The organism is Fibrobacter sp. UWT2 (genome assembly GCF_900142545.1).
Taxonomy (GTDB): domain Bacteria; phylum Fibrobacterota; class Fibrobacteria; order Fibrobacterales; family Fibrobacteraceae; genus Fibrobacter.
Genome location: NZ_FRBF01000011.1, coordinates 99,449 through 114,780 on the forward strand (window position 1 = coordinate 99,449; position 15,332 = coordinate 114,780).

10 protein-coding genes are annotated in these 15,332 nt (G+C 51.2%); 9 read left to right on the forward strand and 1 reads right to left on the reverse strand.

Annotated features, from left to right (window positions below):
• Positions 1–13: 13 nt before the first annotated feature.
• The 8 genes from BUA40_RS09250 to BUA40_RS09285 all read left to right on the forward strand — a co-directional run bounded on the left by BUA40_RS09250 (position 14) and on the right by BUA40_RS09285 (position 12,385).
• A complete protein-coding gene (locus tag BUA40_RS09250; RefSeq protein ID WP_143149754.1) occupies positions 14–730 on the forward strand; it encodes a hypothetical protein in 717 nt (238 codons plus the stop codon).
• 15 nt (positions 731–745) lie between these two features.
• A complete protein-coding gene (locus tag BUA40_RS09255) occupies positions 746–4,126 on the forward strand; it encodes an FG-GAP-like repeat-containing protein (RefSeq protein WP_255369269.1) in 3,381 nt (1,126 codons plus the stop codon).
• A 1-nt stretch (position 4,127) separates the two neighbouring features.
• Positions 4,128–5,024: a formylglycine-generating enzyme family protein gene (locus BUA40_RS09260; protein ID WP_072800360.1), complete on the forward strand. Its 897-nt coding sequence runs from the start codon at positions 4,128–4,130 to the stop codon at positions 5,022–5,024.
• A gap of 34 nt (positions 5,025–5,058) precedes the next feature.
• Positions 5,059–5,604 carry a copper resistance protein NlpE N-terminal domain-containing protein gene (locus tag BUA40_RS09265; RefSeq protein WP_083585349.1) on the forward strand — a complete coding sequence of 182 codons (546 nt, stop codon included), beginning with the start codon at positions 5,059–5,061 and terminating at the stop codon, positions 5,602–5,604.
• A 3-nt stretch (positions 5,605–5,607) separates the two neighbouring features.
• Entirely contained in the window at positions 5,608–6,375 is a 768-nt protein-coding gene (locus tag BUA40_RS09270) for a LytR/AlgR family response regulator transcription factor (protein ID WP_072800362.1), read from the forward strand.
• Between the two features lie 74 nt (positions 6,376–6,449).
• The gene (gene lepB / locus BUA40_RS09275; RefSeq protein WP_072800363.1) at positions 6,450–7,853 is read left to right on the forward strand and encodes a signal peptidase I; all 1,404 of its coding nucleotides are present in this window, start codon (positions 6,450–6,452) and stop codon (positions 7,851–7,853) included.
• Complete coding sequence (locus tag BUA40_RS09280; RefSeq protein WP_255369270.1) at positions 7,853–9,634, forward strand: Ig-like domain-containing domain; 1,782 nt, start codon at positions 7,853–7,855, stop codon at positions 9,632–9,634. The genes lepB and BUA40_RS09280 overlap by 1 nt, the downstream gene beginning before the upstream one ends.
• A gap of 24 nt (positions 9,635–9,658) precedes the next feature.
• Positions 9,659–12,385, forward strand: a complete 2,727-nt coding sequence (locus BUA40_RS09285) for a helicase C-terminal domain-containing protein (protein ID WP_072800364.1) — start codon at positions 9,659–9,661, stop codon at positions 12,383–12,385.
• 15 nt (positions 12,386–12,400) lie between these two features.
• Here BUA40_RS09285 and BUA40_RS09290 read toward each other — a convergent pair whose 3' ends face one another.
• Positions 12,401–13,552: a diguanylate cyclase domain-containing protein gene (locus tag BUA40_RS09290; RefSeq protein WP_072800365.1), complete on the reverse strand. Its 1,152-nt coding sequence runs from the start codon at positions 13,550–13,552 to the stop codon at positions 12,401–12,403.
• Between the two features lie 116 nt (positions 13,553–13,668).
• On the opposite strand from BUA40_RS09290, the gene glmM reads away from it, so the two are divergent.
• Positions 13,669–15,009: a phosphoglucosamine mutase gene (glmM, locus tag BUA40_RS09295; RefSeq protein ID WP_072800366.1), complete on the forward strand. Its 1,341-nt coding sequence runs from the start codon at positions 13,669–13,671 to the stop codon at positions 15,007–15,009.
• Positions 15,010–15,332: the final 323 nt, after the last annotated feature.

Here is a 15,332-nt window from a genome sequence, read left to right on the forward strand (position 1 = left end):
TGTCTTGTTTGCGATGTGCATTCTTGTCGGATGCGCAGGTAAAAAGCCTGTAGTAGAGCCGGTTTCTGCAGACACGACTGTTGAAAAAGAAACTCCCCGCGATAGCTTGCGCGCCAAGTTTTTACTGACGATTTATGAAGAGGGAAAAACGCAGGAACTGGACGCCGTACTTTTCTCGGTGCCGGGCAAGCGTTACCGTATGGAACTTACGGGTCCGCTGGGAATCGGCGTGGCTTCGCTCCTGTGGCAAGAAGAAGGCTGGCAGATGACATTCCCCACGGAAAAGCTTTACATGAAGGGTGTGGGCTATATGGTGGGACTCTTGAATAACGATGCGCTTCCGATGGTGCACATTCACCAGGTGGCGGACATTTTTGATGGTCGCCTGTTGCCCGAAGGCTATGAAGAAGTTGCTCCGCCCGAAGATTCGACAAAGGTGGCGGGCGCCGTTTATGCCCGTGAAAAAATGGGTCGCTCCTTTCATTTTGTAAAGGACGGGGACCATGTTTCTTGGCTTTCGCGCGCGGGTCGTGGCGGTAAGACCGAAGTCATCCGCTATTATGACTTTAAGGAATTTGAAGGCGTAGAAACGCCGTCCCGAATTGAATTCGAACTGGACGGTGCGAAATTCCTTGAAATTCGCATCAAGAAAGTTGCCCGCAACAAGTCATTCAGCTCGGGAACCTGGCGCTTGAACATTCCCAAGAGCTTCAAGCGCGTCGGGGAATAGTAAAATTTGTAAATTATGGCTATGAAGTTGAATGCTAAGATTTTTGCATTGGTTTTTGGGCTATTCTGTTGTGCCCCGTTATTTGCGGCAGACACGTTGCAGGTGTATGCGATTCGCGTGCAGTTTGAGGAAGAAAAGCCGGACAATAGTTTGACGACTGGAACAGGTCTGTTTGATTCTGACAGGTCGAAAAAGGGGGACTACAAGTTGGACCCTTCGGGCATGCGCAACAGCGTGTCTTACTGGAAAAAGCATTTTGATTTTGTGAACGCTTATTTTAACAAGGCAAGTAACGGGAAAGTGGTGATTGATGCGCATATTTTCCCGAAGTCCTCGAGTGCCTATAAGCTTAAAAAGCAGATTATTGACTATAACCGCACAAGCAAGATGAAAGGCGAAAAGACGGCGGAGTTTGATGAAGCCCGCAGTCGCGATTATTTGCGCTTTGTTTATGATGCGGTGATGGCGGCCCATGAATCGGGTGAGTCGCCTTTTAGTGAACCGCTGTCGAAAAATCCGAATACGAAACGCGCCTATATGATCATTCACGCAGGTGCGAGCCGCCTTGTTGATGGCGGTAGCATGGGTACCCGCGGCGCTGATACGCCGGGTGACTTCATGGATGTTTATATCGAGAAGGATTATTGGCAGTATCTGCCGGATACCCTTGATGGTACGATCGTTCGCAAGGTGGGCAAGAATTCTGCGGGCAAGGATTCTACGGTTGTGGAAGGTCTCTCGCTGGAAGGTGCCACCATCGATACGCTGCAGTCGATTATGGTCACTAGCGAAACCGCTTCGCAGGATGGCTTGAATTGGGGCGTGAACGGTATTCTGGTGAATCAGATTGCCCGCGAACTCGGACTCCCGAACACCTATGATGTGGTGAAGGGAATTAGCCGCTTGGGTTATTACGATGTAATGGATTTTGCGGGCTACAATGCGGGTAATGGTTTCTTGCCTTCGATGCCTGCGGCGTGGGAACGAGCCTACATGGGCTGGAGCGCCGTGAAGGAAGTGCGCCCTGTGGCTGGCAAACCTGTGACGGTTGAAATTTCGGCGGCGGGAACCGGCAGTGGAACGGAAATTGTGAAGGTCCCGCTCTCCGCCAGTGAATATTTGCTGATCGAAAACCGCCAACGTAGTTGGAATAAGGACGGCGAGGTGAGCGTGTCGCTCGGTGAAGCCGACGAAAGTTCCGATACCATTGTCAAGACGGTTCCAGTAGACAGCTTGAACCTGGTGTTTGAAGATAGTGTCGGCTGCGAAAAGAAATGCAAGTCGAATAGTAAAAAGGCGTCGGGCATTATTGTGGACGTGAGCAGCTTTGATGCGGGAATTCCTGCTAGCGGCATTGTCGTGTGGCGCGTGAATGACTGGTACTTGCGCGAAACCCTGGAATACGGTATTGCAAACTTCTGGGGTGGTGACACTTTGCGAGACCACCAGTTCGGTATCGCGATGGTGGAAGCCGACGGCATCTTGAGTATCGGCAAGACGTTCAAGAATGCGCTTGGCGAAGATACTTACGATTACGGTTCGGGTACAGACTTGTTGCCGCACTTGCGCAAGCCCGACAAGGATTCCAAGCAGAAGTTCGATACGGTCAAGACGATCGGTTCTACCGGTTATGCGAATACTAAGACGACTCAGGGCGGCTATACCGGTATTAAGATTTCGGTGAATGTGCCGAAGGATGCCCGCATCGAAAAGACATCGAATTCGTTCATGGGCGATAGCGTGGTGAATTTTGGTGCGCAAAAGATTAGCGTGACCATCAGCATTGATGACGGAAGCATTGATGGCTCCCAGTTCCCGCGCGATATTGGCCTTGCTTCTGCGGTGCGTGGCGCCGTGTTCGTGGATGACCCTGAAAACGATGGCGAAAAGCTTTTGGTGGTGGGCGCCATGGATGGAACGCTGCAGGTGTTCAATGCCTTGGGCGATACACTGTTCCCGGCGGATACGGTCATCAAGCAGAAGACTTTGACCCGCAACAGCGTCGAACGCGAGGTGCCTCTGTACCGTGTGGGTGCAAGTTACGGTCCGTTGGTAGGCATGGCGAGCGACGGCAAGGATGTGTATAGTCTGCATACGAATAAGCTTGTGAAGACGAGCTTTGTGGGCGGAATGCCGACGCAAGAAGCGATTGCTATTGATTCTGCCTTGGCTGGACCCGTTATTGTTGACGGAAACGTTTACTACACGACGACAAAAGGACCCTTTGCTTATAATATGAAAGACGGTAAGGCTACTGTTCAACTTGAAAAAGGTGCGTACGGCGGTCTTTATAATATTACCGATTTGGCTTACTGTGGAACCGAAGATGGTAAGCCTGCCTTTGCTTATTATGCGGCTTTGGATGGCTCGGTGTATTTACGTGGAATCGGAGTGAAATTGAATAGTCGCAGCGATGAAAAATTCCGCATTGCCTGTACCGATTTGAATCGTGACGGCAGGGAAGAAATGATCGCAGTCGGCAGTCGCGGAACAGTGATGACCTTGAAATGGAGTAAAAACTACAAGCGCGGCGCTGGTGGCACGAGTGGCTTGAAGGATGAAACCTCCGGCATTGCTATCGGTGACATTAACGGTGACGGCTATCCTGAAATCGTGTTCCTCGGTGACAACCTGGTGTACGCTCTTGACCGTTCGGGACTTCCGATTGCCGGTTTCCCGGTGAAGATTAGTCGCGGTGCACCTGTTTACGGATTCTTTAGCGACCCGATTCTCGTAGACGTCAATGGCGATGACACTCCTGAAATTCTGGTGCCGAGTAGCGAAGGCTTGGTGTATGCCGTTACGGGCAATGGTAAACTCTTGACCGACGGTTTCCCGATGGCGGCAGGCAGCTACGAAGACATGGATTCAACAAACGTGATTCAGCCGATGAGCATCTTTGTGGCGAACGCCGTGTCTGACAAGAAGTCTGCTGGTCCGGAACTTTACGCCTTGCATCGCAATAACCTGACTGCATTCCGCCTGCGCAATGCAAAAACCGATGCTGCCTCCTCTAATGCGGCATGGCTGCTCCCGGCCGGAGGCAACGAACGTACGGGCTACTTCGATGCTTCTAAGCTGGGTGACGTGAAGAAGGTATCTGCAAAGGATGAGATTTCGGAGTTCTTTATGTTCCCGAATCCGGTTCGCGGCGGTGTCGCCAAGGCTCGCTTTGAAATCGGTGCGGCAGCGAAGAATGCAACACTTGAACTCTACGACATTACGGGCCTTTGCGTATTCAAGGCCAAGATGAGTGACGTGAAACAGGGACGCAATCAGTTTGAAAAACTGGACCTGAAGCACCTTGGTTCTGACGTTTACACGGCTCGCCTTAAGGTTAAGTTTGAAAGCGGCAAGACCAAGCAGAAACTCTACCGCGTCGGTGTGGTGAAGTAATATGAAGTTCCGTTTGTTTGCAACATTGCTTATTGTCTTTTCTCTAGTAGCTTGCACGGCTACGGGGGATTCCGTAGAGGATTCGCCTTCTGATTTGGATGGTGGTTCTGATGGCGGTAATTCCGGCAATAAGAATTCTGGCAACAAGGAAAATTCTAGTTCTTCGTCTGAAGACCCTCAAGAAAATGAAGACTTGTCTGATTTGGTAGAAATGGCGAATATCCCGGCCATGAGTTTTATCCGCGGCGAGGCGACATTTACGGTGAGCAGCTATTCCATAAGCGTGACCGAAGTGACCCAGGGCTTGTACCGTAAGGTGATGGGTTCTGTGGCTAAAGATGATTCTTTAGGCGATGATTACCCGATTTTTAACGTGAGCTGGTACGATGCGGTTTTGTTCTGCAACGCCCTTTCTAAAAAGGTAGGACTAGATACGGCTTATGTGTACGAGTCTATTGTCGGCGGTGTGGAGCTGAACAAGTTGTCTATCGATTATGCCGCCAAGTCGGTGCGACTTCCGACGGAAATGGAATGGGAAGTTGCCGCTCGTGCCGGAACGCTGACCACCTATTATTGGGATACCGATGTGGCCTCCAAGTATGCGTATTATGCACAAAGTAAAGGCCCCGTGGCAGTGGGCGGATTCATTCCCAACGCCGCAGGCCTTTACGATATGGCGGGAAACGTGGCCGAATGGGTGAACGACTGGTACTACGCTTACCCGACGGTGTCGCAGGAAAACTATGCGGGCCCTGCCGAGGGGGACTACAAGGTGATTCGTGGCGGGGGATGGTCCGACAAGGCTCCGGCGCTGGCCTCGGGAGAACGCGATAAGAAAGCCCCTAAGCACCATAGCCAGACAATTGGCTTTAGAATTGTCTATTCTGAAGGCATTTAATATAAACTCTTTTGTTTTTGCTACATTGTAAACCATGAAGATGCTTAAATCTATGGTTTCCCCTGTTGCAAGAGTGGTGCTGCCGATTCTTGCTGTCTTGGCAATGACTGCCTGCGAAGAAGATGAAAAGTCGGATCCGCTTCCGAATCTTCCGCCTATCGAAATTCCGAAAGAAGTGCCGGGACTTTATTCCGGTAGCTTGCCCTGCGATGACTGTACGAGCCGTATGGTGCGTATGACGCTGGGCGAAGACAGTACCGTAGAAGCGATCCAGCTGGTGTTGCGCGATACCATGGAGACGGATTCCCTGAAGGGTACGTACACTGTTTCCGATAGCACCATCAAGGTGACTCTTGCAGGTGACAAGGGACATTGGAATTTTAAGCGTGCCAAGTTTGGCAATTTGCAATACATGACGGCTGCCGGTACCGTTTACGAAGACAAGGACGGCATGAAGGCTGAAATGATTCGCATTTTTAAGGTGAAGCCGAGGCCTGCTGCAAAGGATTCCGCTAAAGAAGTGATAACGGATTCTACAGCCGCAGATACGGTGAAGAAGGAAGAACAGCCCAAGGAGTAACTTATGCAGTGTACAGCACTTGTCATTGACGACGAACCGCTTGCCCGCAAGCGCATGATTTCGCTTTTGGAACCTTATTCTTCTGAGATTGAAATTTTAGGCGAAGCAGGTTCTGGCGCCCAGGCGGTCAAGATGATTCATGAGATGATTCCTGACGTGGTGTTTCTGGATATCCAGATGCCGGACATGGATGCTTTCGAAGTGCTGCATTCCTTGCAGGGTGACGATGTTCCCCTGGTGATTTTTACCACGGCCTTCGACAACTTTGCGCTCAAGGCCTTCGAAGAAAACACGGTGGATTACCTTTTGAAGCCGGTGGCTCCTGAACGTTTGGCTGCCGCTATTGAAAAGCTGCGCAAGGCAATTCCGCAGGTCGACGACACGACGATTCCTGCCGACTTGAACTGGGAAAAGCTGCGTAACCTGGTGGATATGAGCGGTCTCTACTTGCAGCGTTTGCAGGTGAAAGTGGGTGATCGTATCGTGTTCGTGAACATTGACGAAGTGATTCGTTTCCATAGCGAAGAAAAGTACACGACCGTCTACACCGTGAACGGACAGTACGTGATTGACACGCCGCTGGTGGAACTGGAAAAGAAACTGGACCCGAAGCATTTTACCCGCGTTCACCGTTCCCATATCGTGGCGATTGACTACATTGCCGAATGCCGTAAAGGCGACGCTGGCCGTATGGTGATGGTGCTTCGCGACAAGGCCGCCACCCAGTTGGTGGTTAGCCGTTCCTTGGTCAAGAAGATTAGAACGCTTTAAAATTTGATAAAAGTTGTGGATGGGGCAATTTTTCTAAATTGCTTCTATAATTCTAGTCTTTAACGTTGAATTTTATGGAAAAAGATAAACAGCCGTTTTCGGCGAAGAAATTTTTGAAGGGCCTGCTCCGGGAAATCATCGTCCCGGTGGCGCTTGCGTTGATTGTAATCCAGTATGTGATTCAGGCTTTCCAGATTCCTAGCGGGTCTATGGAAGATACTTTGCATACGGGTGATTTTTTGCTGGGCCTCAAGTTCACTTATGGTTCGCCCATTCCGTTCAGCAACCAGAAGTTCCCCGGCTATGCATACCCTGCCAAGGGCGACGTGGTGATTTTCCGCTACCCGGGCGAGCCGGAATATCCTGATGGCAATCCGCAGCGTTATACGCACTTGTTTAACGCGCTCATGTTCGGCAACCTTTATTGGGACCATCAGCCCGGTGCCGGTCAACCGCACCTGATTCACTACGCCGATGGCCCGAAGGATTACATCAAGCGTTGTGTTGCGGTGAGTGGCGATACGGTTGCTGTTCACAAGGGCCGTCTCTTTGTGAATGGAGAAATGCAGATCTCTTTGCCGGGTCGTGGCAAGTATACGGCTTCGGCCCGAACCTTCTCTCCCCGCGATGAACGCGAAGAGTTTGTGGTGCCGTCCGTGGGTGATTCTTTTACGGTAAGCGAAATGTCGCTGGAAAAGCTGTGGTGGCTGCGCTCCCTGGTAGCTCAGGAAAATCCTGACGAAACGGTGACGCTGGATATTTCGTTGTGGAAGGATTCCGTAGAAATCAACAATTATGATTTTGAAAACTTCAAGATTCCGGTTGAAAACGATCGCGGCTTAGCCTTGAATGAATTCTTTAGCAGGAACCGTATGGTGCTGCAGCAACGCCTTACCCAAGGCGATACGATTTCGGGCGTGATGTCGTTCAACTACTTTAAGGAACTGGCCCGTATGGCGTACTTGCCGATGATTGACCCGAATGTTCAGGGTGGATTCATGCGTCCGGTAAGCTACATGGCGTTTGAAGGCTCATTGCTGCGAGACCTTGAAGGCAACGTAGCTTTGCTGAACAAAGCTGAAGAAGACAATGCCGGAACCGTGGAACTTGTAGATGTTGACGCTCCGCAAGACGGAGCAAAGACCGTGGAAGGTGTTGCAGGCGATACCCTTGATGCTCCTGCAAAGTCCAAGTTTGAAATCCGCCGTCAGCTGCTCGTAGGTGGCAAGCCTATTGAAAGCTATGTGGTCAAGACGCCCCAGTTCTTTATGATGGGCGATAACCGCGACAATTCCGCCGACAGCCGCTATTGGGGCTTTGTTTCGCTCCGCAATATCCGTGCGAAGGCGTTCGTGATTTATTTCTCGTTTGAAAACGATGATGAAGCCTTTGCCCTCAAGAATCCGTTTACGTGGTGGAGACTCCCGTTCCGCATTCGTTGGGGACGCCTCGGCAAGATTATCCAGATGATTGATTGATGAAGTTTTCGTTGTTGAAATATGGTGCCGTTGTTGCTGGCTTGGTGTCGGCTCTGTTGGTGGCCTGCGCCACCCAGGTGGCGCCTAGTGGCGGCCCTGAAGACAAGCTGCCGCCGCGTGTAGCGGGCGTTTACCCTGCGCCGTATACAACGAACCATCCGAACGAACTCATGGTGAAGCTGGAATTCGACGAGTGGATTAATGCGTCGATTCCTCGCAGTGCAGTTTCGATTTCGCCACCTATCGACAAGAAATTGCGTTTTGAAGTGAGTGGTAAAACGCTCGTGCTTTCGTCGCGGGCGGTACTTGATACGGGTACTACTTACACGATTACTTTTGCCGGTGGTATCAAGGACTTGCACGGCAACGCCTTGGCGAAGCCTTTCCAGGTGGTGTTCTCGACGGGTGCGATTATCGATTCGCTGACGGTTTCTGGCCGCGTGCTGGTGAACCAGGCGATGGCCCGCAAAAAGGAATACCCGAGTATCGGCCTGTTTTTGCTGGGCGAAGATCGAGCCTCTAAGCATTACCTTGAAAAGTATCGCGACACCACGACTAAGGAAATCAGCAAGGAACCGCAGCTGCTGAAGGAGCCTCCGCTGTACGTGACTCGCGCCGACAGTGCTGGCCACTTTACGCTTACGGGCCTTAAGGCGGGGCATTATCGCGTGGTCGCCTTTGTAGATGGTAACGGAAACCAGAAAATTGAACTTTCCACGGAACAGGTGGGTCTCTGGACGGGCGACTTGAATCTGACTGCCGAAACGACCGATACGCTGTGGATTGCCGTCGCCGATATGGATACCACCAAGCTGGAACTGGAATCGGTGAACCAGCCTTTTGCGAATGTGTTGGAAGCTAGCTTTACCCGTGGCGTGTATTTCGATTCTGCCTTTGCAGATACGGCCAACTGCCATTTGACTTCTCCCGAAAACAAGAAACTTTATCCGAAGCTGGTTTACTTAGGTGCAAGTTCCAGTCGTCCGCAGTTCTACTTTGATCCGGCCCCCAAGAGTGAAGTCTTGTACAAGTTCGTGTGTGACGCCGCAAAGGACTCTCTGTTCCGCCCGCTGGATACTCTGCGCAACGAAGTGGAATGGGAATGGAAGAAGATGGAAGCCGATACATTGCCGCCTAAAGTTTCTGGCGTAAAGACAAATTCCAAGGCAAAGTCGCTGTTCCCGGATGATTCCTTGATCGTGTACTTTAACAAACCGAAACTGGATTCGCTGACGGAGACTTTCTACATCGCCATCAACAAGGACACGACCCAGGTGCAAGTCAAGCAACTTGACCCGGTACGCTTTGCCGTCGAAAAGACCGCTCCTTGGCAAACCGATATGTCGGTGAATTTCTTGATGGGTTATATGGATACGACGCTGGCCGCTGCCGATAGCAACGGAAAGCGCGATACGGTAATCGAACTCAAGTACACGAAACTGCAAAAGTTTGAAACGGTAAGCAAGCTCAAGCTCGCGAAGCTGAAGGGAAGAATTCCCAATGCGAATCCGAAAACCATGGTGCGCCTGCTTTCTGCTGAAACGAATCAGTATTATCAGCAATACTGCAATGCTGACGGAAGCTTTAGCTTTGGCGACCTTGTAGAAGGCAATTACCTGATGGATTATTACTTCCCCGAAGAAGGCAAGGATTTGCCCGATGCGGGCTCTGTAGAACCGCTGCGTTACGGATCGGCTTGGCGTGCCATTAGCGATACGCTCAAGGTCAAGAACGGCGAAAATGCGTTGGATAGTTTGGTAAAAGAAATCCCTGCGCTGTAGCGGTCAAGTTTTACGAGGAATCAAATGGAAAACAAATCATTTGTTGCAATTGACCTGGAAACAACGGGCCTCGATTTTGAAAAGGACGAAATCATCGAGGTGGCGCTGGTACGCTTTGAAAACGGCGTCGAAAGTGAATCGGTCGATTATTTGGTGAAGCCGACGAGTGTAACGCTCCGCCCCTTTATCGAAAGCCTTACGGGCATTAGCAACGCTGACTTGGAAAATGCGGAACCCTTTGCGGCCGTGGCTCAGAAGATTTATGCGTTCATTGGCGACTTGCCGATTGTGGCGCACAACGCCATGTTTGATTCCAAGTTCTTGAAGCAGACTTTTGCCAAGGTCGGCATTTCTTTTGAGAATCATCCGGTGTGGGATTCCCTGACGGTTTCTCGCATTGCCTATCAGAATGTGCCGAACCATCGCCTCGATACCTTGGTGCAGGAGTTGGGCATTGAGCGGAGCCGCGCGCATCGCGCTTTACCGGATGCCATTGCGTGTGGCGAGCTGTTTGTCATGGCGCTGGACAAGATTGCAAATTCGGACCCGTGGCTTGTTGATGCCCTTGCGAAGGTGGCCAGGGGTTCGGATTGGTCGCTGCTTTGGAAGGAGTCGGAGGCTGCTTCCGAATTGCCGGCGTTCAATTTGCCGGATGTACCTCTTGAAGATGTCCCGGCGAAGGACCGCGCTCCTCGCGTAAGCGAGTTCTTTAAAGAGGGCGGCCTCCTTTCTACCAAGGTGGAAAATTACCAGTCCCGCCACAACCAGCAGGATTACGCCTCTGTCGTGGAACGCAACATGCACAAGGGCGGCCTCTGCGTTTTGGAAGCACCTACCGGTTCCGGCAAATCGCTAGCCTACCTGGTGTCGGCCGCCTGCAAGGCGGTGTCGGGGGAGCGCGTGGTGATAAGCACCGCGACTCGGGCATTGCAGGAACAGCTCTGGGGCAAGGATATCCCGCTGGTGGCAAGCCTGTTCGATGGCAAGTTGAAAAGCGCTGTACTCAAGGGGCGCGAAAATTACCTTTGCTTGCGCAAGTTCGAAGAAATCCTGAAGGCGCCGCAGAACCTTTTGCTTGCCGACGAGCGGGATTCTTTCATGGCGATTATCCCTTGGGTGTATACCACTGAAACTGGCGACGTGAATGAATGCAATTCCTTTAGCCAGGGGCGCAATCGTGTACTTTGGTCCAAGTTGGCAAGTTCTGCAAAATCCTGCCTGGGCGAAAAGTGCCCTCATTACACCAAGTGCCCTGCGCTGGCCGCCAAGCGCCGCGCCATGAATTCCAACTTGGTGCTGGTGAACCATTCGTTGTTCCTGGCCGATATGGCTCTGGATTTTGCACTGCTTCCGTTGTACGAACATATCGTATTCGACGAAGCCCATAGACTTCCGCAGGTGAGTCGCCAAGCCTTTGGCCGTACCGTTTCGTTCTTTGCATTGCGCAACATTATCAAGACGCTGGTTCCTTCTAAGGGCCACGAAGTGGAAAATCGTGACGGCCTTGTGGCTGAATTGGAAAAGCGTATCCCCGTCGAAGAAACGGAACTCCATGCAAGCTGCGTGAACTTGACGGAATCCCTTTCTGAAACGGAAAAGGCGCTGCACCGTTTCTTCATGAAGATTGGCAAGAAACTGGCCAAGCAGAAAAATGCCCGCAACGGCTTTACCTACACTTCGGGCATCATGGCCGAATACGAAGCCGATCCGGCTACCTTTATGGACCAGGGCCTGAATGCTATTAAGCAGGCTGAAAACCTGGCGTCGTCCCTTTCTGCCGACAAGAGCCTTTCGGGACTGCTGAGTGATATTAACGGCCGCATGACGGAACTTTCCCGCTTCTTGCAGGATTTTGAATTCGTGGTGAAGGCGGGCCGTGAAGATTGGGCCTTCTACATGGAAGAGCCCTTCAATCCCCATACTATCAAGTTGCATGCTTCGCCTCTCGATGCTAGCGCAACTTGGAAAGAAAAATTTTATCCGTGGATCAAGTCGGCCACGTTTACGTCGGCAACACTTTCAGTGCAAGGCGATTTGAATTACTTTGTACAGAAGATGGGGATGGATTCCCTGGACGGCAAGAAGGCGCCTTTCTTGAGAGTCTATACCGAGTCTGCCAATAAGGATGATCGTCGCTCGGTCATTCTTGCAAAGTACCTGCCCAAGCCCTCGCTGCCGGAATACAACGATGCGGTAAATGAAACCCTTTGCGCGGTACTCCCCGAAGTCGAAGAAAATACCATGGTGCTCTTTACCAGTATTTCTGCGATGATGAAGGCGCAGACCGCCTTGGCTCCGCTCTTTGCCGAAAAGAACAAGCTGCTTCTGTGTCAGCATGTAGACGGTTCCTTGGATGGCCTCGTGGCGATGTTCCGCAAGTCCCGTGGTGCGTGCCTGCTGGGTTGCCAGAGCCTGTGGGAAGGCGTGGACTTCCCGGGTGATGCTCTCAAGCTCCTGGTGATCCCGAAGCTTCCGTTCCCGAACCCGGTAGATCCGCTAGTGGCTGGCATTAGCAACAAGATGAAGGCCGAAGGCAAGAATGCTTTCAAGGAATACTTCGTTCCTGAAGCCTACATGGAATTGCGCCAGGGACTCGGTCGCCTGATCCGTTCCGAAGAAGACTGCGGCAAGGTATTGATTCTGGACAACCGCATCGTAGTTGAACACTACGGCAAAAGCTTTGCCCGTATCTGGAACAACAAGCAGACTGTGGTAAATTCTATCGAAGAAATCAAGGCAGCCTTGAAGTAGCCTCAAATCTTTAAATTAGAGATTGCCGTCGCGACGGTTATATTGCAACTGCGTGTAGTAGCTGGTCTTTTCTTCTTGCATGGATCTTGTGATTTCGTCAATGAAATCATCCATGCTTTTAGAGGGGTCGAAACTTTGACTGCAAATGCAAGTGGTGAGCTTGTAGGAATTGCTGAAGGTGTTGAGTTCGTTCAGGCTTGACCGGATGCGGGTAATGCACATGCTCACCGCCATTTCGTTGGTGGTGTTGATGAATGCGATAAACTCGTCACTGGAATAGCGGACGATGAGTCCCAATCCGCCGACAGCACGGTTCAGGATTTTGGTCATTTGCACAAGGACCTTGTTGCCCGTGACTCTGCCGTAGTCCTGGTTGATTTTCTTGAAACCGTTGATGTTTACGAGAATGCCTGTAACATGCAGGTCTTTCTTTTTCTTGTATTCGCGCCCCAGGATTGCCAGGTAGGCGAAGTTGTATACGTTGGTGAGCTTGTCTCTATAGACGCGTTCGCCGTGGATCGAAGAGAATACTCCCGCGATAGCGATTGCTGTACACGAAGAAATGGCGGAGATGCCGTAAAAAAGCGATTGTGCGATAGTGCCTGCGATAATCGGGGCAAAGAAAATCCAGATGGGGAAGGACTTGAGAGGACCACCCTTGTGCTTGCAGATGAAGTAGATGATAAGGCTGTCCAGCAAGAGCCCGTAATCTATAATGGTGTAGATCCAGAAGTATCTGCGGGTATAGACGTTGTTTGCAGAGACATCGAATATGATCGGAATGAAATTGTTGAGAATGACAAGTACCAACCCAAGAACGATGGCGAAACCGAGAGTGTTGCGGTGGGCTGTCGAAAATCGGTAGTTCAGGTGTTCGGCAAGGAACATGAGCCAGAAGAAACAGCTGAACATATTGGTGAGGTACAGGAGATCGTTGCCTCCGTAAACGAATATGCGGGCAATCGTTCCGGGGCGACCGTCAGCGGTGTATGCGATGGGGTCCAGTACGCATGTGCAGAACGTGAAAAGTAACAGCAATTGGAGATAGGCGTTTTCTGAACCTTTTTCTTTAAATCGCCAAATGTTGCCTGCCAGCAAAACGCCTAGCAGGACTATGCCGAATATATTTGTAGCATAAACCGCTGTCAGTTCAAAAGTCGGTTCCATAATTATCCCCTTCCTTAATATAATTAAAAAAATGCAAAAAGTTTATAATTTGTGTACAAAAATGGAGAAGTGGGTCTAAATTTTTTTATAATTATGCGCAAAAAACGGAGATTTTTATGTCCAAACTGATGCGTTCTATTTCGGGTATCCGCGGTATCGTGGGTGATACCCTTACCCCCCAGGTTCTCAAAAGCCACGTGAGCGCTTTTTTGCAGATTACCAATGCCAAGCGCGTGGTGATTGGCCGCGACAGCCGCCCCACCGGCGATGCCATTAGCCAGTTCGTGGCGGGTATTTGCCGCCTTTCCGGCGTGGACGTGGTAGAAGTAGGCCTCTCTACGACTCCGTCTGTAGAAATCCTTACGACCGAACTGAAGGCCGATGCAGGTATCATCATTACCGCAAGCCACAATCCGCTTGAATGGAACGCTCTCAAGTTCTTGAACAACAAGGGCCTTTTCCTCGGTCCCGCCGACGTGAAGAAACTGTTTGAACTTGCCGATGCCGACAACTTTGAATACCCCGACTACCGCAACATGGGCAAGTACGAGTTCATGAAGGATGCCGACGGCGTGCATGTGGATGGTACACTCAAGATTCCGTTTGTCGATGTGGAAGCTATCAAGGCTAAGCACTTCAAGGTGGCTGTGGATGCCGTGAATGGCGCAGGGTCTTACATTGTGCCCCGTTTGTTGGAACAGTTGGGCTGTGAAGTCGTACGTGTGCATTGCGAACCCGATGGCACGTTCCCCCGCGGTGCCGAACCGATTCCTGAAAACCTGGGTGACCTCCGTAAGGCCGTGAAGGATAACGGCTGCGCTGTCGGTTTCGCAGTCGATCCCGATGCAGACCGTTGCGCACTCGTCGATGGCCTTGGCCAGAGCATTGGTGAAGAATACACGCTCGCCATTGCGACCGAAGAAGTGCTTAGCCAGAAGAAGGGTGGCGTTTGCGTGAACCTTTCTACTAGCCGCATGAATCAGGATGTCGCCGAAAAGTACGGCTGCGAATTTAGCCGCGCTAAGGTCGGCGAAATCAATGTGAGCCTGCAGATGATCGAAAAGGGCTGCGTTATCGGTGGTGAAGGTAACGGAGGCGTGATTCTCCCGGCTCTGCATTATGGCCGCGATTCCTTGGTGGCTGCTGCTCTCGTGCTCAGCTGGATGGCACACCATAACGGTGGCCCCGAAAAGTTCGTCGCCGAAAATCCGTCTTACGCTATGCCTAAGAAGAAGTTTGAACTTGGCGACAAGAAGGTTGCAGACATCTTGCCTAAGGTCAAGGCAGAATTTGCCGGCTGGGATATGGATGAACGAGACGGCCTGTGGCTCGGTCACGAAAAGTCCTGGGTGCATGTGCGCGCCAGCAACACGGAACCGGTTATCCGCGTGATTGCCGAAGCTCCGACAGCTGAAGAGGCCGAAGCCCTCTGCACTAAAGTCGAAAAACTTATATAGTCTTCGCTATGCGGCGTTGTTCGCCCCCTCACGTACGACTTAGTACGCTACGGGGGCTCGCGTCTTGCCTAGCTCGACTCTCTAAGTTTTTCTTTGATTCATGTATATGATAATTTTGAGCCCGCTTTATGCGGGCTTTTTTTTGCGTTTGGGCGCGAACGGTCTTCTGTGAGCCATAAGCGCCTTGTATTGACGAGGCGTGATGGCGAGAGCGAGCGCTCGGGGTACGTAGTCGTCCCTTAAAATCCCGCCCAGCCCGCATAACTATTGGGAAAAACTGATTTCTACCCTGTGAAAATATTGCAAGGTTTTCTAAAATATGA